This window comes from Agromyces archimandritae, assembly GCF_018024495.1.
GTDB classification, from domain to species: domain Bacteria; phylum Actinomycetota; class Actinomycetes; order Actinomycetales; family Microbacteriaceae; genus Agromyces; species Agromyces archimandritae.
The window spans coordinates 113778-131997 of the sequence record NZ_CP071696.1 but is presented as its reverse complement, the minus strand read 5'-3'; the positions used below and the strand labels follow the sequence as shown (position 1 = coordinate 131997).

Below are 18220 nucleotides of genomic sequence, written 5' to 3'. Positions count from 1 at the left end.
GATGGATAAGCAGCGCGACTTCGTTCTCCGGACCATCGAGGAACGGGGAGTCAAGTTCATCAGGCTCTGGTTCACCGATGTGGTCGGCACCCTGAAATCGGTGGCGATCGCGCCGGCCGAGGTCGAGGGGGCCTTCGGCGAGGGGATCGGCTTCGACGGGTCGGCGATCGAGGGCCTCACCCGCACCTCGGAGTCGGATCTGCTGGCCTATCCCGATCCGACGACGTTCCAGCTGCTGCCGTGGCGCGGCGACGTCGATCCGACGGCGCGGATGTTCTGCGATATCACGACGCCCGACGGCGAGCCGGCCGTGGCCGATCCCCGCAACGTCCTGAAGCGCACCCTCGAGCACGCCGCCGACCGCGGGTTCACCTTCTACACGCATCCCGAGATCGAGTTCTATCTGCTGAAGTCCTCGAAGATCGGCAAGTCCGGCCCGCAGCCGGTGGATGCGGCCGGCTACTTCGACAACGTGCCCGGCGGCACGGCGCACGACTTCCGCCGCCGCTCGGTGCGGATGCTCGAGGACCTCGGCATCTCGGTCGAATTCAGCCACCACGAGGCGGGTCCGGGCCAGAACGAGATCGACCTGCGCTACGCCGATGCGCTGACGATGGCCGACAACGTCATGACGTTCCGCACCGTCGTCAAGGAGGTCGCGATCGAGCAGGGCGTGTACGCGACGTTCATGCCGAAGCCGTTCGCCGAGCATCCCGGCAGCGGCATGCACACCCACCTCTCGCTCTTCGAGGGCGAGGAGAACGCGTTCTACGAGCCCGGCGCCCAGTACCAGCTCTCCAAGATCGGCCGGCAGTTCATCGCGGGTCTGCTGCGGCACGCGAATGAGATCTCGGCGGTCACGAACCAGTTCGTGAACTCGTACAAGCGCATCTGGGGCGGCGGCGAGGCGCCGAGCTTCGTCTCCTGGGGCCACAACAACCGTTCGGCGCTCGTGCGCGTTCCGCTCTACAAGCCCACGAAGGGGCAGAGCGCGCGCGTCGAGTACCGCGGCATGGACTCGGCCGCGAATCCGTATCTCGCGTTCGCGCTGCTGCTGGCCGCCGGTATGAAGGGCATCGAGGAGGGCTACGAGTTGCCCGCGGAGGCCCAGGACGACGTCTGGGCCCTCACCGACGGCGAACGCCGCGCCCTCGGCTACGCGCCGCTGCCGACCAGCCTGGATCACGCGATCCAGTACATGGAGGAGTCCGAGCTCGTCGCCGAGACGCTCGGCGAGCAGGTCTTCTCCTACGTCCTCGCGAACAAGCGCGAGGAGTGGAGCGGGTACCGTTCCCAGGTCACGGCCTTCGAGCTCGAACGCAACCTCGAGATCCTCTGAGGCATGGCGGAGCGTTCGGCCGGCCTGTCGTCGCTCGCGCGCGCCGGTTTCGCGGAGCTGTCCGCCGCCCGGGAGCGGATCGCGGCGCTCGTCGCCGCGACCGGTGCCGACGAGGCGGGGCTCGTGGATGCCCTGGCGCACGCTGCCGATCCCGACGCCGCCCTCGACGCGCTCGAAGAGCTGCACCGGCGAGCGCCCGAGCGCGTATCCGTGCTCATCGCCCGCCCCGATGCCGCCGTCCGCCTCGCCCGCGTGCTCGGAGCCTCGCAGGGGCTCGGGGAGTTCTTCCTGCGGCACCCCGAGCAGCTCGAGCTCTTCGAGGTGCCCGGCTCGGCCCTGCGCGATGCGGGGCAGCTCCGCGAACTGCTGACGGCCGCGGCCGGGCCCGCTGAGGCCGGCGGCGACCCGGAGGTCGCGGCGGCCGGCATCCGCACCGCGTATCGGCGCGAACTCGCCCGCATCGCCGACTACGACCTCGCCCACGATGCCGTCGAGGTGCAGCCGGAGGTGTCCGCGGCCCTCGCCGACCTCGCCGGGGCCGCCCTCGACGCCGCCCTCACGGCGGCGCGGCGCGCGATCTCGACACCGGCGGGCGGGCCGGCCGTCTTCGGCCGCTTCCCGGCCGTCGAAGTCGAAGCCACCGGCCTCGCCGTCATCGGCATGGGCAAGGCCGGAGCCCGCGAGCTGAACTACGTCAGCGACGTCGACGTCATCTTCGTCGCACGCACCCTCGACCCCGAGGCGGTCGGCGCAGCCCGTGCGGTCGAGATCGGCACCCGCCTGGCGATGACCCTCATGCGGGTCATCCAGGAGCCGGGCATCGAACCGCCCCTGTGGGAGGTCGATCCGAACCTCCGGCCGGAGGGCAAGGACGGCGCCCTCGTGCGCACCCTCGAGTCGCATCTGCAGTATTACGAGCGCTGGGCGAAGGGCTGGGAGTTCCAGGCGCTGCTGAAGGCGCGCCCCCTCGCCGGCGACCGCGAGCTCGGCGACGCGTACCTCGCCGGGATCTCGCCGTTCGTGTGGGCGAGTTCCTCGCGTGAGGGCTTCGTCGAATCCGTGCAGCGGATGCGCGAGCGCGTCACCGAGAACATCCCCGCCGACGAGGTGGCCCGGCAGCTGAAGCTCGGGCCGGGGGGCCTGCGCGACATCGAGTTCACCGTGCAGTTGCTGCAGCTCGTGCACGGCGCCGGCGACGAGCGGATCCGTCAGCGCGGCACCCTCGACGCCCTCGAGGCGCTCGCCCGCGAGGGATACATCGGCCGCGAGGAGGCCGCCGAGTTCGGGCGGGACTACCAGGTGCTGCGTGTGCTCGAGCACCGCCTGCAGCTCGAGCGACTACGGCGCACGCACCTGATGCCCTCCGACGCCGCCGCGCTCAGGGTGCTCGCCCGCGCCTCGGGCCTGGCACGCGACGCCGACGAACTGACCGACGTATGGCAGCGCACCCGCCGGCGCGTCCGGGGTCTGCACGAGCGCCTCTTCTACCGGCCCCTGCTCGCCGCCGTCGCCGCCCTGCCCGAGGCCGGTCGGATGCTCTCCAGCAGCCAGGCGGAAGCACGCCTCGCCGCGATCGGCTTCCGGGACCCGGCCGGCGCGCTCGGCCACATCGGGGCCCTCACGAGCGGCCTGTCGCGACGCGCCAGCATCCAGCGGCACCTCATGCCCGTGCTCATCAGCTGGCTCGCCGAGGGCACGGATCCCGACTACGGGCTGCTCGCCTTCCGCCGCATCAGCGATGCGCTCGGCTCGACCCACTGGTATCTGGGGCTCCTGCGCGACTCCTCCGACGCCGCCCGGCATCTCACGCGAGTGCTCTCGGAATCCCGTTTCGTGGGCGAACTCGTCGAACGCCAGCCGGAGTCGGTCGCCTGGCTCGAGAGCGATGCGGACCTCCGACCGCGCAGCCTCGCCGAGCTCGCCGAAGAGCGCCGGGCGATCCTCGCCCGCTACCCGGACGCCGACGGCGCCGCCCGCGTCCTCCGCAGCATGCGCCGCCGCGAGGTGCTGCGACTCGCCCTCGGCGCGATCCTCGGCGTCTTCGGCGTCGAGGAGCTCGGCCGGGGCCTCTCCGACGTCACCGAGAACCACCTCGCCGGCCTCCTCGCCGCCATCCGGGGCCCGGAGGAGGACGGCATCGAGTTCGCGATCATCGGCATGGGCCGCTTCGGCGGCCAGGAGCTCGGCTTCGGATCCGATGCGGACGTCGTCTACGTCTCCCGCGCGATCGGCGCCGAACCCGAGGCCGCCCACCGCAGGGCCCTCCGGCTCGTCGCCGAACTCGTGCGCCTCAGCGAGGATCCGCGCCTGCCGCTCGAACTCGACGCCGATCTCCGCCCCGAGGGGCGCAACGGCGTCGTCGCCCGATCCCTCGACGCGTACCGCGCCTACTACGCGCGCTGGTCGCTCACCTGGGAGGCGCAGGCGTTGCTGCGGGCCCGCCCTGTGGCCGGCGACGCATCGCTGCAGGCGGACTTCACGGCCCTCGCCGACGAGATCCGCTACCCGGCCGAGATCTCCGACCGCGACGTGCGCGAGGTCAAACGCATCAAGGCGCGCGTCGAAGACGAACGACTGCCGCAGGGGGCCGATCCGTCCCGTCACCTGAAGCTCGGTCGCGGTTCGCTCTCCGACGTCGAATGGTTCGTGCAGCTCCTGCAGCTCGAACACGGCGCCCGGGTTCCGGCGCTCCGCACGACCTCGACCCTCGAGGCCCTCGCGGCCGCGGTGGATGCCAGGCTCGTCGATCCGGACGACGCCGACACCCTGCGCCAGGCCTGGATCATGGCCTCGCGGGCGCGTTCGGCGCTCACCCTCTGGCTCGACCGGACGACCGACGTGCTGCCCGTGGAGCGCACCCAGCTCGAAGGCGTGGCCCGCATCATGGGCTACCCGCGCGGGTCGGCGTCGGCGCTCGAGCACGACTATCTGCAGCTCACCCGGCGGGCACGCCGCGTCTTCGAGCAGGGTTTCTACGGCGAGGAGCCGAAGCACACGCCGCGCGCCTGACGAGCGCGCGGCGGCATCCGCCTGCGAACGCGAAACCGCCCGGCCCCGCATGTTCGCGGGAACCGGGCGGTTCCGATCGGCCGTCGGCTCAGACGCCGTAGTACAGCTCGAACTCGAAGGGGTGCGGTCGCTGAGCGAGCGGCTTCAGCTCCTTCTCGCGTTTGTAGTCGATCCAGGTCTCGATGAGCTCCTTGCTGAACACGCCGCCCTCGAGGAGGAAGTCGTGGTCGGCCTCGAGCGCCGCAAGCGCCTCGCCGAGCGAGCCCGGCACCTGCGGGATGCCCTTGGCCTCCTCGGGCGGCAGCTCGTAGAGGTCCTTGTCGACGGGCTCGTGCGGCTCGATGCGGTTGCGGATGCCGTCGATGCCGGCCATCAGCTGCGCGGCGAACGCGAGGTAGGGGTTGCCCGAGGCATCCGGTGCACGGAACTCGATGCGCTTGGCCTTCGGATTCGTGCCCGTGATCGGGATGCGGATCGAGGCCGAACGGTTGCCCGCCGAGTAGACGAGGTTCACCGGGGCTTCGAAGCCCGGCACGAGGCGGTGGTAGGAGTTCACCGTCGGGTTGGTGAACGCGAGGACGGCGGGGGCGTGCTTCAGGAGGCCCCCGATGTACCACCGGGCGACGTCGGAGAGGCCGCCGTAGCCGGCCTCGTCGTAGAACAGCGGCTTGCCGTCGCTCCAGAGCGACTGGTGGGTGTGCATGCCCGAACCGTTGTCGCCGAAGAGGGGCTTCGGCATGAAGGTCGCCGTCTTGCCCCACTCCTCGGCCGTGTTCTTGACGATGTACTTGAACTTCAGGATGTCGTCGGCGGCATGCACCATCGTGTCGAACTTGTAGTTGATCTCGGCCTGGCCCGCCGTGCCGACCTCGTGGTGGGCGCGCTCGAGCTCCAGGCCCGCGTCGATGAGCTTCAGCGAGATGTCGTCGCGCAGGTCGGCCTGCTTGTCGACGGGGCTGACCGGGAAGTAGCCGCCCTTGTACGGGGTCTTGTTGGCGAGGTTGCCGCCCTCTTCGGTGCGACCCGTGTTCCACGCGGCTTCCTCGGAGTCGACCGAGTAGAAGCTCGCGTTCTGCTTCACGTCGTAGCGCACGTCGTCGAAGATGTAGAACTCGGCCTCGGGGGCGAAGAACGCGGTGTCGGCGATGCCCGTGGAGGCGAGGTACTTCTCGGCCTTCTTGGCGACCTGACGCGGGTCCTTCGCGTAGATCTCGCCGTTGCGCGGGTTGTAGATGTCGAAGACCATGATGAGCGTGCGCTCGGCCCGGAACGGGTCGATGTACGCGGTCGACACATCGGGGATCAGCTGCATGTCGGACTCGTGGATCGACGCGAAGCCGCGGATCGAGGAGCCGTCGAAGAGCTGGCCGACGGTGAAGAACTCCTCGTCGACGGTCGAAGCCGGGATGTTGAAGTGCTGCTGCACACCCGGCAGGTCGGTGAACCGGATGTCGAGGAACTTGACATCCGTCTCCTTGATGAACGTGAGGACTTCGGAAGAATCACTGAACATGTGACGAGACTCCAAGGGGGCGGGGTGACCGGACGGACGTTCGCAGCCGTTGAAGACGGTACGCGTAGGCGGTTTCCCAGCCGTGACATGAATGTTTCGCCCATGTTACGCGCTTCGACGCCCGGTAGAATCAGCGGGTGCCTGATGCGAACCCCCGGACCTTCGGAGAACTCGAACCGAGCAAGTGGCCGGGGGAGCGGCTCGGCCTGCCGGATTCCGGCCCCTCGTCGGTCGGTCGGGTGGGCCGGCGCATCGCCGCGCTCTTCGTCGACTACGCCTTCGCCGTGCTCATCGCGCTGCTCTGGGCGCCCTACTCTTCGCCCACGCATTCGCTCGTGACGCTCGCGGTGTTCGCGGTCATGCAGATCGTGTTCATCCCCACCATCGGCGGCAGCATCGGCCATCGTCTGCTCGGGATGCAGCTGGTGCCGATCGCCGGGGGATGGGTGGGTCTCTGGCGCCCGGTCGTGCGGACGGTACTGCTCGTGATCGTCGTGCCGGCGCTCGTCTGGGATTCGGACCAGCGCGGCTTCCACGACAAGGTCGCCGGCACCGTCCTCATCCGCCGCTGAACGCGGGCGGCTCGGGCCCGGCGGGTCGAGCCTGCGGACCCGAGCCGGCGGAGGCTCAGCGCATCTTGCCGCGCTGCGGGCGGACCTTCATCGGGTCGACGCCCTTGGGGATCGGCAGCTGCGTCTGCAGCGAGTTCAGACGATTGTTGACCGCGGCGACCTCGGGCTTGGTGAGCGTGCGCTTGATCTGCTTGAGCGACTTCGCGAGCGAGTCGAGCGGCACCTCGCCCTCATCGCGGCCGACGGCGAGGATCGTGATCGGGACGTTCGGCAGCACGCGGGAGACCTTGCGGCGCTCGTCGTCGAGCATCCGCTTGGTGCGCGATGCGGGACCTTCGGAGACGAGGGCGACCCCGCCGCGGCCGACGGCGCGATACACGGCGTCCTGGGTCTTGGGGTTCACGGCCACCGGCATCTCGTTGCCGACCCATCCGCGGCGCAGGCCGCTTCGGAGCACCGCGCCGACGGCTCCTGGCTGGCCCTCGATCTGCTTGTAGGCGGCGTGCTCGGCGCGGCGGCCGAGGATGATCATCGCGAGCAGCACACCGAAGAGGACGCCGGCGAGCACCCACAGGATCAACGAGAGCCAGTGACCGCCCGAGACGAAGATCGCCAGCACGACCGCGACGGCGATCGGGGCGAGGAACCCGCCCAGCATGAGCCACTGCGCCGCTTTGTCGTAGCGGCGGGTCATCTGGAAGACCTGCCACATCTGCTTGAGCCGGCCCGGCTCCTTCTGAGCGGGGGCGTCCTTGCTGCGTGCCATGCCTCAAGGATACCGGCGACGGCGGGTGCGATTCGACGCGGTGCACTCCTCCTCCACAGGGGCGGGCGGCGAGGTCGTTCTGCACAGATCGGCGGCATCGCCCCGTGGATGCCGTGGGGGCGCGGCATCCTGTCGGGCATGGACCGCTCGACCGAACCATCACCCCCGCTGCACGAGACCAGACTGGCCGGCTACCGACTGCTGCGCCGGATCGCGAGCGGCGATCGCGCCGACGTCTACCTCGCCGCCGGAGAGCGCGAACCGGAGGGCGAACCCGGCCTCGTCGTCGTCCGCGTCTACGAGGCGGGCGTCTCACCTGCCTCGATCGGCGCGGAGATCGAGGCCATGAGCGAGGCAGGGGCGGCCACCCTGCCCCGCCTGTACGACGTCGCCGCGCTGGCCGACGGCCGGGTGTGCCTGGCCGTCGAGCGCCTCGGACCCGTCGGCCTCGCACGCATCCTCGGGGAGCGGCGTCTGGATGCCGGCGAAGCCGTCACGATCCTCGCCCCGCTCATCGACGGCATCGCTCGGCTCGCCCGTGCCGGCTTCGCCCATCCCGGGCTCCAGGCCGCCGACGTCGTCTTCGACGAACGCGGGATGCCGAGGATCCTCGGCCTCGGGTCCCTCGTCCGGCTGCCGGAGCACGCGGACCCGCGCAGGACGGAGCTGCTCCGCACCGGGTACGAACGCCTGCTCGCCGTCTTCCGCACAGTATTCGCCGCCGTGCCCGGCGCCGAGGATCCCGAGCCGGTGCGCTTCCTCGCGGCCCGGCTCGAGGCACGCCCGTTCACGGTGCCGGGCACCGAACTCGAACGGGCGCTCTTCGACTGGGCGGACCCGTTGCCCGTCGCCGGCGCCTCGGCGCCCGGGCGGCCGCGACGCACCGCATCCGCGCTGCCGGGGCGGATGCCCGTGCTGCCGGCCGAGCCGTCCGATGCGATCGCCGAGCCGGAGCCGCGCCCGACGCATCCGCTGCTCGCCCTGAACTTCGTGCCGGCCGGGCTCGCCGACCGCGTGCTCCGTGCCGTCGAGGAGGGCGGGCGGAGCGGCATCGCCGCTCGGTTCCGCGGGTTCATCGCCGCCAAGCGCCGACCGCTGCTCTTCGGCGGCGGACTCCTGGCCGCTCTGATCGCCGCCGTGCTCGCCTTCGCCCCGCCGCCGACGGACGCGGGCGGGGCGCGCGCGGACGAGCGCGCGGGAGAGGTGCGGGAGGCCGTGACGGCCGAGGGGGCCGCGGCGGGCGGAACCGCACCCGGCGACGTCGCAGCCGGTGACGGCTCCGTTCGACCGGCCGCGGCCGCCGGCGGAACCCTTGCGGCCGCCGCCGTCGAGGACCCGGCCGCCGCGACCGCGGTGCTCCTCGCGCGCCGCGCCGAGTGCTTCGAAGCGCTGCAGGCGTCGTGCCTCGCCGAGACCGATCAACCGGGGTCCGCACTCGAGGCCGACGACATCGCCGCGATCGCGGCCGCGCAGCAGGGGGCGGAGCGCCCGGTCGCCGGGCGCGATGCCGTCGCCGGACGGGTTTCGGGATCGATGGGCGACGCGGTGCTCGTCGGGCTCGTTTCGGCGGAGGGGGAGGCGCAGGGCAATGCCCTCGTCGTCCGCGGAGCGGACGGGCAGTGGCGGCTCCGCGAGATCTTCGGAGCGGCGTGAGCCGCGACGAGTGCTTCCGGGAATGAGGAAGGCCCCGCCGGTGGCGGGGCCTTCCTCATTCGCGTGAGCTGCTCAGATGCCGAGGTCCGACTCGAACGCGCCCTCCTCGAGGCGGGCCTTGACGGCAGTGAGGAAGCGGGCCGCGTCCGCGCCGTCGACGATGCGGTGATCGTACGAGAGGGCGAGGTAGACCATGGAGCGGATCGCGATCGCGTCGCTGCCGTCGGTGCCGACGACGACGGGGCGCTTCGCGACGATACCGGTTCCGAGGATCGCCGACTGCGGCAGGAACACGAGCGGCGTGTCGAAGAGCGCGCCGCGCGAGCCGGTGTTCGTGACGGTGAAGGTGCCGCCGGAGAGCTCGTCGGGCTTCAGCTGGTTGTTCCGCGTGCGCTCGGCGAGATCGGCGGTCTGCAGGGCGATGCCGGCGATGTCGAGCTCGCTCGCGTTCCGGATCACCGGCGTGAGCAGTCCGCGCTCGGTGTCGACGGCGATGCTGACGTTCTCGGTCGGCGGGTAGACGATCGCGTCGCCGTCCACGGTCGCGTTGATGACCGGGAAGGCGCGGAGCGCCTCGGCGGCCGCGAGGGTGAAGAACGGCAGGAAGGAGAGCTTCGTGCCGGTCTTGGCGAGGAAGTCGGCCTTCACACGGTCGCGCAGCTGCGCGACCTTCGTGACGTCGACCTCGACGACGGTGGTGAGCTGCGCGGTCGACTGCAGCGAGACGACGGCGCGCTCGGCGACGACCTTGCGCAGGCGCGTCATCTGGGCCGTGGTCCCGCGCAGCGGCGAGTCCTCGAGCGCGACGCGCGCCGGCGCCGCCGCGGTGCCGCCCTGGGCCGAGAGCACGTCCTGCTTGCGGATGCGGCCGCCGACGCCGGAGCCGGTCACCTTCGAAAGGTCGACGCCCTGCTCGTTGGCGAGCTTGCGGACGATCGGCGTGACATACCCGGAGCCGGCGTGGCTGCCGCGGCTCGGCGCAGCGGGCTGGACCGGAGCTGCGGGAGCCGCCGGTGCCGCCGGAGCGGGGGCCGGGGCCGCGGGTGCGGTCGGGGCGGCCGGGGCCGCAGGTGCGGCCGGGGCTGCAGGGGCGGGGGCAGCCGGAGCCGCGGGTGCAGGAGCAGGCGCGGCCGGGACCGCAGGCTCGGATGCCGGAGCCGCCGGGGCGGCAGGTGCGGGAGCCGGAGCAGCAGGTGCCTCGGGAGCCGGGGCGGCCGGGGCTTCCTGGGCCGGCGCTGCAGGCGCGGCGGCAGCGGCACCCGACCCGTCGCCGATGGTCACGAGCGCGGTGCCGACCTCGACGGTCTCGTCCTCGGGGACGAGGATCGCCTCGATGACCCCGGCGACCGGGGAGGGGATCTCGGTGTCGACCTTGTCGGTCGAGACCTCGAGCAGGGGCTCGTCGACCTCGACGCGGTCGCCGACGTTCTTGAGCCAGCGGGTGACCGTGCCCTCCGTGACACTCTCGCCGAGTGCCGGCAGGCTGACGGATTCGCTCATGGGCTTGTCTCCTTCGTGGAACGTGATCTGAGCTTGTGTGCGTTCGTGGGCCCGGTCAGATGGCGTGCAGCGGCTTGCCGGCGAGCTTCAGCATCGCCTCGCCGAACGCCTCGTTCTGCGTGGGGTGGGCGTGGATGAAGGGGGCGATGTCCTCGGGGTACGCCTCCCAGTTCACGGCGAGCTGCGCCTCCCCGATGAGCTCTCCGACACGGCCGCCGATCATGTGCACGCCGACGACAGGTCCGTCGGTCACGCGGACGACCTTGATCGAGCCGGAGGTGCCGAGGATGTGGCTCTTGCCGTTTCCGGCGAGGTTGAACTCGTAGCTCTCGACGCGGTCGGCGCCGTACTTCTCGCCGGCCTTGGCCTGCGTGTAGCCGATCGAGGCGACCTCGGGCTCGCAGTAGGTGACCTTGGGGATGTTGACGTCCTCGACGACGATCGGCTCGAGGCCTGCGATCTCCTCGGCGACGAAGATGCCCTGCTGGAATCCGCGGTGGGCAAGCTGCAGGCCGGGGACGATGTCGCCGACGGCGTACACGCCGGGGACGTTCGTGGCGAGGCGCTCGTCGGTGATGACGAATCCGCGATCCATCGTGATGCCGACTTCTTCGTAGCCGAGGCCCTGGGTGGCCGGGCCGCGACCGACGGCGACGAGCAGCAGCTCCGCCTCGACGGTGTCGCCGTTCTCGAGGGTGACGGTCACGCCCTCGTCGTTCTGCGTCACGCTCTGGAAGCGGATGCCGAGCTTGTAGTCGATGCCGCGCTTGCGGAACGCGCGCTCGAGCTGCTTGGAGACGGACTCCTCCTCGTTGGGCACGAGGTGGGGCAGGGCCTCGATGATCGTGACCTCGGCGCCGAAGGAGCGCCACACGCTCGCGAACTCGACGCCGATGACGCCGCCGCCGAGCACGGCGACCTTCTTCGGCACGAAGTCGAGCTGGAGGGCCTGCTCGCTCGTGATGACGCGGCCGCCGATCTCGAGGCCGGGCAGCGAGCGGGAGTAGGAACCCGTCGCGAGGATGACGTTCTTGCCGACGATGCGGTCGTCGCCGACCTGCACGGCGTTCGGCGCGACGAGGCGGCCCTCGCCCTGGATGACGGTGATGCCGCGGGCCTTGATGAGACCCTGCAGGCCCTTCCACTTGCTGGTGACGACCTCTTCGCGGTATGCGGTGACCGCGTTGATGTCGATGCCCTGGAACGCGGCCTGGACGCCGAACTTCGCCGACTCCTTGGCGGTGTCGGCGACCTCGGCGGCGTGCAGGAGCGCCTTCGTGGGGATGCAGCCGCGGTGCAGGCACGTGCCGCCGAGCTTGTCCTTCTCGATGAGGCCGACGGTGAAGCCGAGTTCGACGGCACGCAATGCCGCCGCGTACCCGCCGCTCCCGCCACCGAGGATGACAATGTCGAAGTTCTGCTCGGACAACCGGAATCTCCCTTGCGCGCTGGATCTGCGGCCGAGCCGCCCGCGAGGGTCTTCGGGGCAGGCTGTAGGGGCGAACGCTTCGCCCCTACGACCTTACTACCTGCCGGAGAGCTGCTGACTCAGTCGGATGAGGGTGCGTACGCCCGCGCCCGTGCCGCCCGAACCCGTGAACCCCCAGGCGCTCCCGCTGTTGAACGAGGGGCCGGCGATGTCGAGGTGGGCCCACGGGATGGGCTCGCCCTGGGCGGTGTCGCCGACGAACTCGCGGAGGAAGATCGCGGCCAAGAGCATCCCGCCGGCCGTGTTGCCGAGCTTCGCGTTGGCGAGATCGGCCACGTCCGAGTCGAGCAGCGGGCGGATCTCCTCGGGCATCGGCATGGGCCAGAACGGTTCTCCGGCGGCATCCGCCGCGTCGAGCACGACGCGCCCGAAGGCGGGGTCGCCCATGACGCCGCCCGTCCGGTTGCCGAGCGCGACGATCTGCGCTCCGGTGAGGGTCGCGATGTCGACGATGGCATCGGGCCGTTCCTCGCTCGCGGCGACGAGCCCGTCGGCGAGCACGAGACGCCCTTCGGCGTCGGTATTCAGCACTTCGACGGTTTTGCCGCCGTGGATGCGGAGCACGTCGTTCGGCCGCACGGCGGTTCCGGAGGGCAGGTTCTCGGCCATGCAGAGCCAGGCGGTGACGCGGATGGGCAGGCCGAGCCGCGCGACGGCGACGACGGCGGCCAGGGCGGCGGCCGCGCCGGCCATGTCGCTCTTCATGCCGGCCATCGAGATCATCGGCTTCAGCGAGAGCCCCCCGGAGTCGAAGGTGATGCCCTTGCCGACGATCGCGAGGTGGAATCCGCCGTCGGCGGGCGCGTAGTCGACCTTGACGAGGCGCGGAGGCCGGGAGGAGCCGCTGCCGACGCCGAGGATGCCGCCGAAGCCGTCTTCGGCGAGGGCGGCCTCGTCCCACACGGTGGCCTCGATCCCGAGTCCGGAGGTCTCGGCGAGCGCGCGCTCGGCGAACGCGGCCGGCGAGAGCTCGGCCGGCGGGGTGTTCACGAGGTCTTTGACCAGCGTGACCGCCTCGGCGACCGCGCGTACGCGGTCGACGTCGACGGCTTCGGCATCGAACGCGGTGAGGAGGGTGATGCCGGCCAGCGGGACCTTGCCGGGTGCGGATCGGAACTCCGAGAAGGCGTAGGCGCCGAGTGCGGCGCCTTCGAGGATCGCGGCAGCCTCCTCGGCGCTGTCGTGCGGCAGGGCGAACGCCGCGGAGGCGGTTCCGGCCAGCCGCCGGGCCGCGGTCCCGGCGCCGCGGCGCAGGGAGGCGGCGTCGATCCCGGATCCGAGGCCGACGACGGCGACGATGCGCGGCCCGCCGTTGCGTGCGGGCAGGCGCGTGAGTTCTTCTGCCGCACCGCTGGCGCCGACGGCGATGAGGTCGTCCTCGACCCACTCGTAGCCGTCGGGGGCTTCGACGGCGGGGCCGTCGGGGGCCTTCACTGCGGCGAGGACGAGGACGTCGGCTTCCGCCTCGTGGGCGGGTGCGTGCGACAGGGAGAGATCTGCGATGGCCATGCACAGGATCGTACGTGGCCCGGCGCTGTTCGCTCTGGGCGTCGAGCCGGGATGCTCGCACCGGCGGGGCCGCCGCGCCCGCTGATTAGCATGGAAGCATGCGCGATCCACGTGATCTGTACACCGTCGACGAGCAGGTCGAGGTGCCCGCCGGGCTGCCTCTCGTGGCCGGCATCACCGGCTTCGCCGACGCCGGATCGGCGGTCGCACAGTTCACCGAGTATCTGCGCACGACGATGGATGCCCGCACCGTCGTCGAGTTCGATGCGGACGAACTGCTCGATTATCGGGCCAGACGCCCGATCGTGCTCTTCGACGGCGACCACCTCGCCGAGTACAAGCCGGCGAAGCTGACGATCGATCTGGCCCGCGACGAGCTCGGCCGGCCGTTCCTGCTGCTGTCCGGCTTCGAGCCCGACTTCCAGTGGGAGCGCTTCGGGCGGGCGGTGCTCGACCTCATCGAGCGCTTCGAGGTGGCCTCGACGACCTGGCTGCACGCGATTCCGATGCCGGTGCCGCACACCAGGCCGATCAGCGTGACCGTCAGCGGCAACCGTTCGGAGCTCATCGATTCGATGTCGGTGTGGCGGCCGACGACGCAGGTGCCGGGCAATGCGCTGCATCTCGTCGAGTACCGGCTGCAGGAGAGCGAGCATCCCTCCACGGGCTTCGTCCTCCTGATCCCGCACTATCTGGCCGATACCGAGTATCCGCAGGCGGCGATCGCGGCTCTCGAGTGCGTGAGCGCGGCGACGGGGCTCATCTTCCCGACCGACGAACTGCGCGAGCAGGGGCGCGAGTTCATGGCGAAGATCGAAGAGCAGGTGGCCGGCAACGCCGAGTTGCAGAAGCTCGTCGGCACGCTCGAGGCCCGCCACGACGACTACATGGCCGGCACCTCGCTCCGCTCGCCGCTGACGGACGAGGACGGGGAACTGCCGAGCGCCGACGACATCGCGGCCGAACTCGAGAAGTTCCTCGCGTACCGGCGGGGCCAGGGCGAGCAGCCGCCCACGGGTTGAGCGGGAATTCTCGCGGCCGACCCGGCGTTTCACATTCGTGAAGACGACGGATCGCCCTGTTCCGCGCACGCCGGTGCGGCGTGTCGCGGTATAATTGGGGGACCGGACCCGTTCTCGTCGGCCAGGTCGATCGCATCGACCGGCGCTTCCGACTTGACATGGGTCCTTGCAATGTCCGAAAACGATCGGATCGACGGCCGCGGCGCGGTCGCGACAGCCGCCCGACGGCGGCGATGAGAGGGTGCAGCGATGGCGAGTCGGACGAGTACGAAGGCCGAAGAGACCAAGACCGAGGCGGCGAAGGGCACCGCGGCCGCGAAGTCGGCTGCCGCGAAGGCGGCGCCCGCGAAGTCGACCGCGAAGGCCGCCGCCAAGCCTGCGGCCAAGCCCGCCGCGAAGAAGACGGCCGGCACGGCGAAGGAGGGCGCCAAGCGCACCTCCACGAAGGCCAAGGGCAAGCAGGCCGACGAGGCTGCCGAGGAGGAAGAGGTCGAGGTCGACATCGACACGGACTCCGACGACGCGGCAGACTCGGGCGACGACGACAAGACGAAGCCGGCCGTCGAGCCGCATCCGACCGGTGCGCTCGTGCTGCGCGCGGTCGACGAGGACGACGACGTCCCCGTCTACTCGACGACGATCACGGGCGCCACGGCCGACCCCGTCAAGGACTACCTGAAGCAGATCGGCAAGGTCGCGCTGCTGAACGCGGCCGAAGAGGTCGAGCTCGCGATGCGTATCGAGGCGGGTCTCTTCGCCGAAGAGAAGCTCTCGCACATGGCCGACTCCGAGAAGCGGACGAAGCTCGGTCGCGAGCTGCAGTGGGTGGCCCGCGACGGCCAGCGCGCCAAGAGCCACCTGCTCGGTGCGAACCTCCGCCTCGTGGTGAGCCTCGCCAAGCGCTACACGGGTCGCGGCATGCAGTTCCTCGATCTCATCCAGGAGGGCAACCTCGGCCTCATCCGCGCGGTCGAGAAGTTCGACTACACCAAGGGCTTCAAGTTCTCCACGTACGCGACGTGGTGGATCCGCCAGGCGATCACGCGTGCGATGGCCGACCAGGCGCGCACGATCCGCATCCCCGTGCACATGGTCGAGGTCATCAACAAGCTCGCCCGCGTGCAGCGGCAGATGCTGCAGGACCTGGGCCGCGAGCCCACGCCCGAGGAGCTGTCGAAGGAACTCGACATGACGCCCGAGAAGGTCGTCGAAGTGCAGAAGTACGGCCGCGAGCCGATCTCGCTGCACACCCCGCTCGGCGAGGACGGCGACAGCGAGTTCGGCGATCTCATCGAGGACACCGAGGCGGTCGTGCCGGCCGACGCGGTCGGGTTCACGATGCTGCAGAAGCAACTCGAGAGCCTGCTCGACTCGCTCTCCGAGCGCGAGGCGGGCGTGATCCGCATGCGCTTCGGCCTCGGCGACGGGATGCCGAAGACCCTCGACCAGATCGGCGACACCTTCGGGGTGACGCGCGAGCGGATCCGCCAGATCGAGTCGAAGACGATGGCCAAGCTCCGCCACCCGTCCCGTTCGCAGTCGCTGCGCGACTACCTCGAGTAGGCCGCCGGTGCGCTACGCGCCGGCGATCGCCGTCGGCAGATTCGTCAGGTTCCTCGCCCGGCTCCGGAAGCCCGGCGGCGGTTCGGCCGTTCCGGGCCTCGTCGTGAACAAGATCGCGCCCGGATACCTGCGGAAGACCCTCTCCGGCTTCCCGCAGGGCCTGGTCGTGGTGTCGGGCTCGAGCGGCAAGTCGACGACGACGAAGATGCTCGTCGCGATCCTGCGCGCGCACGGCGTCGACGTCTTCACGAACCCGTCGACGGCGAACATCAGCCAGGGGCTCACCTCCGCGCTGCTCGAGCAGGCCGATTGGCGCGGCCGGGTGCCGGGCGACGTCGCCGTGCTCGAGATGGACGAGGGTCACGGCGCGCTCGTGATGCAGGGTGTGGATGCGCGCATCGTCTGTCTGACCAACGTCATGGTCGATCAGATCGACCGCTTCCACGATTCCGAGATGGTAGCCGGGATGCTGGCGAAGATCGCCGCCCGGGCCACCGAGAAGGTCATCGTGAACGCCGACGACGCGTATCTCGAGGAGCTCGCGGCCGGGCTGGCCGAGGGCGTCAGGACGGGTCGTTACGGCGTCTCCGAACAGGTGCTCGCCGCGGCGCCGCGAGGGCTCGGCTACGCGAGGACGGCCGCGACGCGTCTGCCCGAGCGCGAGGGGGTCCGCGTCGTCCGCACCGCCGGCCGCGATGCGGTGCTCGACGATCGCGGGACGCTCGTCGAGGTCGGTCTGCCGGCGCGCGGCATCCACTACGCGGTCGATGCCGCGGCCGCCTATGCGACGGCCCGGGCCGTGCTCGGCGACCGCTTCGACCGGCCGCGGGCCGCCGACGCCCTGAGCGCCATTCCGGCCGTGTTCGGCCGCGGCGAGCGGCGCACCGTGCGCGGCCACGAGGTCGAGTTCGTGCTCGTGCAGAACCCGGCGAGCTATCAGCTGAACATCGACGGCCTCGAGCCTGGAACCGAGCAGGTGCTCTTCGCGATCGGCTCCGACGTGCGCGACCCGAGCTATTTCTGGCCGGTGGATGCTTCCTCGCTCGGCCGAGTCGCGATCGTCACCGGATCCAAGTCGGCCGAGGCGGCCCTCATGCTCGCCTACGACGGCGTGCGCATCGACCGGGTTGAGCCGGATCTCGGGCGCGCGATCGATGACTTCCTCGCGCTGCCGGCGCCGTCGCGCGGCGTCAAGACGATCGTCTTCACCGCCGACTCCATGCGCCGCACGCGCGCCCACCTCGGATTGACGGGAGCGGAATGACCCTCGAGATCGTCTCGATCCTGCCGGAGCTGCTCGACGCGAACGGCGACGCGCAGAATGCGAAGGTCCTCGCGGCACGTGCACGCTGGGCCGGGCTCGACGCGGCCGTCGTGCGGGTGTCGGATGCGACCGCGCTGCCGGAGCATGCGGACGCGGTAGTGATCGGATCGGGCAGCGATGCATCGCTCGCCGCGTGCGCCGAAGTGCTGCACGGCATGCAGCAGCGACTCCGTGAGTGGTCGACCGTCGGCGTGCCGATCCTCGCGATCGGCACCGGCTGGGAACTGCTGTCGTGGGGCATCGAGCTCGCCGACGGCTCCGTCGTCGAGGGGCTGGGGATCCTTCCCGGGCGCGCGGTGCCTCGCAGCGCCCGCACGACGGGTGATCTCGTCGTGAAGAGCCCGCGCTTCGGCACCCTCGTCGGCTTCGAGAACCGGCACCGCGACTACGTTCAGGCCGAGGGCTCGCCGCTCGGCCGGGTGCTCGCCGGGGTCGGCAACGGCCGTGGATCGGCGCAGGAGGGCGTCGTCATGGGCGAAACGTTCGGCACGCATCTGCACGGGCCGGTGCTGGCCAAGAACCCTGCGTTCGCCGACGCCCTGCTCGGCACGATGGCGGCCCGGGCGGGTCTCGTCTACGAGCCGGGCGAGGAGGCCCTTCGGGCGGATATCCATGCACGGCAGGCTCGCGCCGCCATCCTGGCCGCCGAGTCGCTCGGCGAATAGCCGGGGCCGCATGCGAAACGCCCCGTCCCTTGCGGGGCAGGGCGTTCGGAGGTCAGCGCGCGGTATCGGCGAGCAGCCTGGCGGACTCGTCGTGCCAGCTGTGGGCGATCTGGGAGAGCTTCTCCTGGTGCTTCCGGCCGTGGTGGGCGCAGAACAGGAGTTCGCCGTTGGCGACCTGCACCCGGATGTACGCCTGCGCACCGCAGGCATCGCAGCGGTCGAGGGCGGTCAACTCGTAGGCGGTCTCGGTCTCGACTGCGGTTCCGGTGGTCTCGGCGAACTGGGTCATTGCTCCT

Annotated in this window: 14 protein-coding genes; 8 read left to right on the top strand and 6 right to left on the bottom strand. The window is 70.9% G+C overall.

Features of this window, described 5'->3' with window-relative positions; genetic code table 11:
• Position 1 precedes the first annotated feature (1 nt).
• Positions 2 to 1339 carry a glutamine synthetase family protein gene (locus tag G127AT_RS00645; RefSeq protein WP_210898818.1) on the top strand — a complete coding sequence of 446 codons (1338 nt, stop codon included), beginning with the start codon at positions 2 to 4 and terminating at the stop codon, positions 1337 to 1339.
• 3 nt (positions 1340 to 1342) lie between these two features.
• The gene (locus tag G127AT_RS00640; RefSeq protein WP_210898816.1) at positions 1343 to 4348 is read left to right on the top strand and encodes a bifunctional [glutamine synthetase] adenylyltransferase/[glutamine synthetase]-adenylyl-L-tyrosine phosphorylase; all 3006 of its coding nucleotides are present in this window, start codon (positions 1343 to 1345) and stop codon (positions 4346 to 4348) included.
• Between the two features lie 88 nt (positions 4349 to 4436).
• On the opposite strand, the gene glnA is transcribed toward G127AT_RS00640, so the two are convergent.
• Positions 4437 to 5861 carry a type I glutamate--ammonia ligase gene (gene glnA / locus G127AT_RS00635; RefSeq protein ID WP_210898814.1) on the bottom strand — a complete coding sequence of 475 codons (1425 nt, stop codon included), beginning with the start codon at positions 5859 to 5861 and terminating at the stop codon, positions 4437 to 4439.
• 137 nt (positions 5862 to 5998) lie between these two features.
• Between glnA and G127AT_RS00630 the strand changes: the two genes are divergently transcribed.
• Entirely contained in the window at positions 5999 to 6433 is a 435-nt protein-coding gene (locus G127AT_RS00630; RefSeq protein WP_210898812.1) for an RDD family protein, read from the top strand.
• Between the two features lie 55 nt (positions 6434 to 6488).
• Here G127AT_RS00630 and G127AT_RS00625 read toward each other — a convergent pair whose 3' ends face one another.
• Positions 6489 to 7199, bottom strand: a complete 711-nt coding sequence (locus tag G127AT_RS00625; RefSeq protein WP_210898810.1) for a DUF4191 domain-containing protein — start codon at positions 7197 to 7199, stop codon at positions 6489 to 6491.
• A gap of 138 nt (positions 7200 to 7337) precedes the next feature.
• Here G127AT_RS00625 and G127AT_RS00620 point away from each other — a divergent pair, with 138 nt between their 5' ends.
• On the top strand, positions 7338 to 8852 hold the full coding sequence (locus G127AT_RS00620) for a hypothetical protein (RefSeq protein ID WP_210898808.1): 1515 nt from the start codon (positions 7338 to 7340) through the stop codon (positions 8850 to 8852).
• A gap of 72 nt (positions 8853 to 8924) precedes the next feature.
• Here G127AT_RS00620 and G127AT_RS00615 read toward each other — a convergent pair whose 3' ends face one another.
• The 3 genes from G127AT_RS00615 to G127AT_RS00605 form a co-directional block, all read right to left on the bottom strand.
• Positions 8925 to 10352 (bottom strand): 2-oxo acid dehydrogenase subunit E2, encoded by a 1428-nt coding sequence (locus G127AT_RS00615; protein ID WP_210898806.1) that lies wholly within the window; start codon positions 10350 to 10352, stop codon positions 8925 to 8927.
• 55 nt (positions 10353 to 10407) lie between these two features.
• On the bottom strand, positions 10408 to 11781 hold the full coding sequence (gene lpdA / locus G127AT_RS00610; RefSeq protein ID WP_210898804.1) for a dihydrolipoyl dehydrogenase: 1374 nt from the start codon (positions 11779 to 11781) through the stop codon (positions 10408 to 10410).
• A 96-nt stretch (positions 11782 to 11877) separates the two neighbouring features.
• Positions 11878 to 13350, bottom strand: a complete 1473-nt coding sequence (locus G127AT_RS00605; protein WP_210898802.1) for a leucyl aminopeptidase — start codon at positions 13348 to 13350, stop codon at positions 11878 to 11880.
• A gap of 98 nt (positions 13351 to 13448) precedes the next feature.
• Between G127AT_RS00605 and G127AT_RS00600 the strand changes: the two genes are divergently transcribed.
• From G127AT_RS00600 to G127AT_RS00585, 4 genes are all read left to right on the top strand, one after another.
• The gene (locus G127AT_RS00600) at positions 13449 to 14372 is read left to right on the top strand and encodes a proteasome assembly chaperone family protein (protein ID WP_210898800.1); all 924 of its coding nucleotides are present in this window, start codon (positions 13449 to 13451) and stop codon (positions 14370 to 14372) included.
• A 249-nt stretch (positions 14373 to 14621) separates the two neighbouring features.
• Positions 14622 to 15935 carry an RNA polymerase sigma factor gene (locus G127AT_RS00595; protein WP_210898798.1) on the top strand — a complete coding sequence of 438 codons (1314 nt, stop codon included), beginning with the start codon at positions 14622 to 14624 and terminating at the stop codon, positions 15933 to 15935.
• Positions 15936 to 15942: 7 nt separating this feature from the next.
• Positions 15943 to 17199, top strand: coding sequence for a Mur ligase family protein (locus tag G127AT_RS00590; RefSeq protein WP_210898796.1), 1257 nt, complete (start codon positions 15943 to 15945; stop codon positions 17197 to 17199).
• Positions 17196 to 17924, top strand: a complete 729-nt coding sequence (locus G127AT_RS00585) for a type 1 glutamine amidotransferase (RefSeq protein WP_210898794.1) — start codon at positions 17196 to 17198, stop codon at positions 17922 to 17924. The genes G127AT_RS00590 and G127AT_RS00585 overlap by 4 nt, the downstream gene beginning before the upstream one ends.
• Positions 17925 to 17976: 52 nt before the next feature.
• Here G127AT_RS00585 and G127AT_RS00580 read toward each other — a convergent pair whose 3' ends face one another.
• A complete protein-coding gene (locus G127AT_RS00580) occupies positions 17977 to 18213 on the bottom strand; it encodes a DUF7455 domain-containing protein (RefSeq protein ID WP_210898792.1) in 237 nt (78 codons plus the stop codon).
• Positions 18214 to 18220 lie beyond the last annotated feature (7 nt).

Excerpts from the sequence above, each read along its gene's own strand:
- G127AT_RS00645 (WP_210898818.1), top strand. The coding sequence starts at position 2 with ATGGATAAGCAGCGCGACTTCGTTCTCCGGACCATCGAGGAACGGGGA.
- glnA (WP_210898814.1), bottom strand. The coding sequence starts at position 5,861 with ATGTTCAGTGATTCTTCCGAAGTCCTCACGTTCATCAAGGAGACGGAT.
- G127AT_RS00595 (WP_210898798.1), top strand. The coding sequence starts at position 14,622 with ATGGCGAGTCGGACGAGTACGAAGGCCGAAGAGACCAAGACCGAGGCG.
- G127AT_RS00605 (WP_210898802.1), bottom strand. The coding sequence starts at position 13,350 with ATGGCCATCGCAGATCTCTCCCTGTCGCACGCACCCGCCCACGAGGCG.
- G127AT_RS00585 (WP_210898794.1), top strand. The coding sequence starts at position 17,196 with ATGACCCTCGAGATCGTCTCGATCCTGCCGGAGCTGCTCGACGCGAAC.
- G127AT_RS00600 (WP_210898800.1), top strand. The coding sequence starts at position 13,449 with ATGCGCGATCCACGTGATCTGTACACCGTCGACGAGCAGGTCGAGGTG.
- G127AT_RS00615 (WP_210898806.1), bottom strand. The coding sequence starts at position 10,352 with ATGAGCGAATCCGTCAGCCTGCCGGCACTCGGCGAGAGTGTCACGGAG.
- G127AT_RS00580 (WP_210898792.1), bottom strand. The coding sequence starts at position 18,213 with ATGACCCAGTTCGCCGAGACCACCGGAACCGCAGTCGAGACCGAGACC.
- G127AT_RS00625 (WP_210898810.1), bottom strand. The coding sequence starts at position 7,199 with ATGGCACGCAGCAAGGACGCCCCCGCTCAGAAGGAGCCGGGCCGGCTC.
- G127AT_RS00640 (WP_210898816.1), top strand. The coding sequence starts at position 1,343 with ATGGCGGAGCGTTCGGCCGGCCTGTCGTCGCTCGCGCGCGCCGGTTTC.
- G127AT_RS00620 (WP_210898808.1), top strand. The coding sequence starts at position 7,338 with ATGGACCGCTCGACCGAACCATCACCCCCGCTGCACGAGACCAGACTG.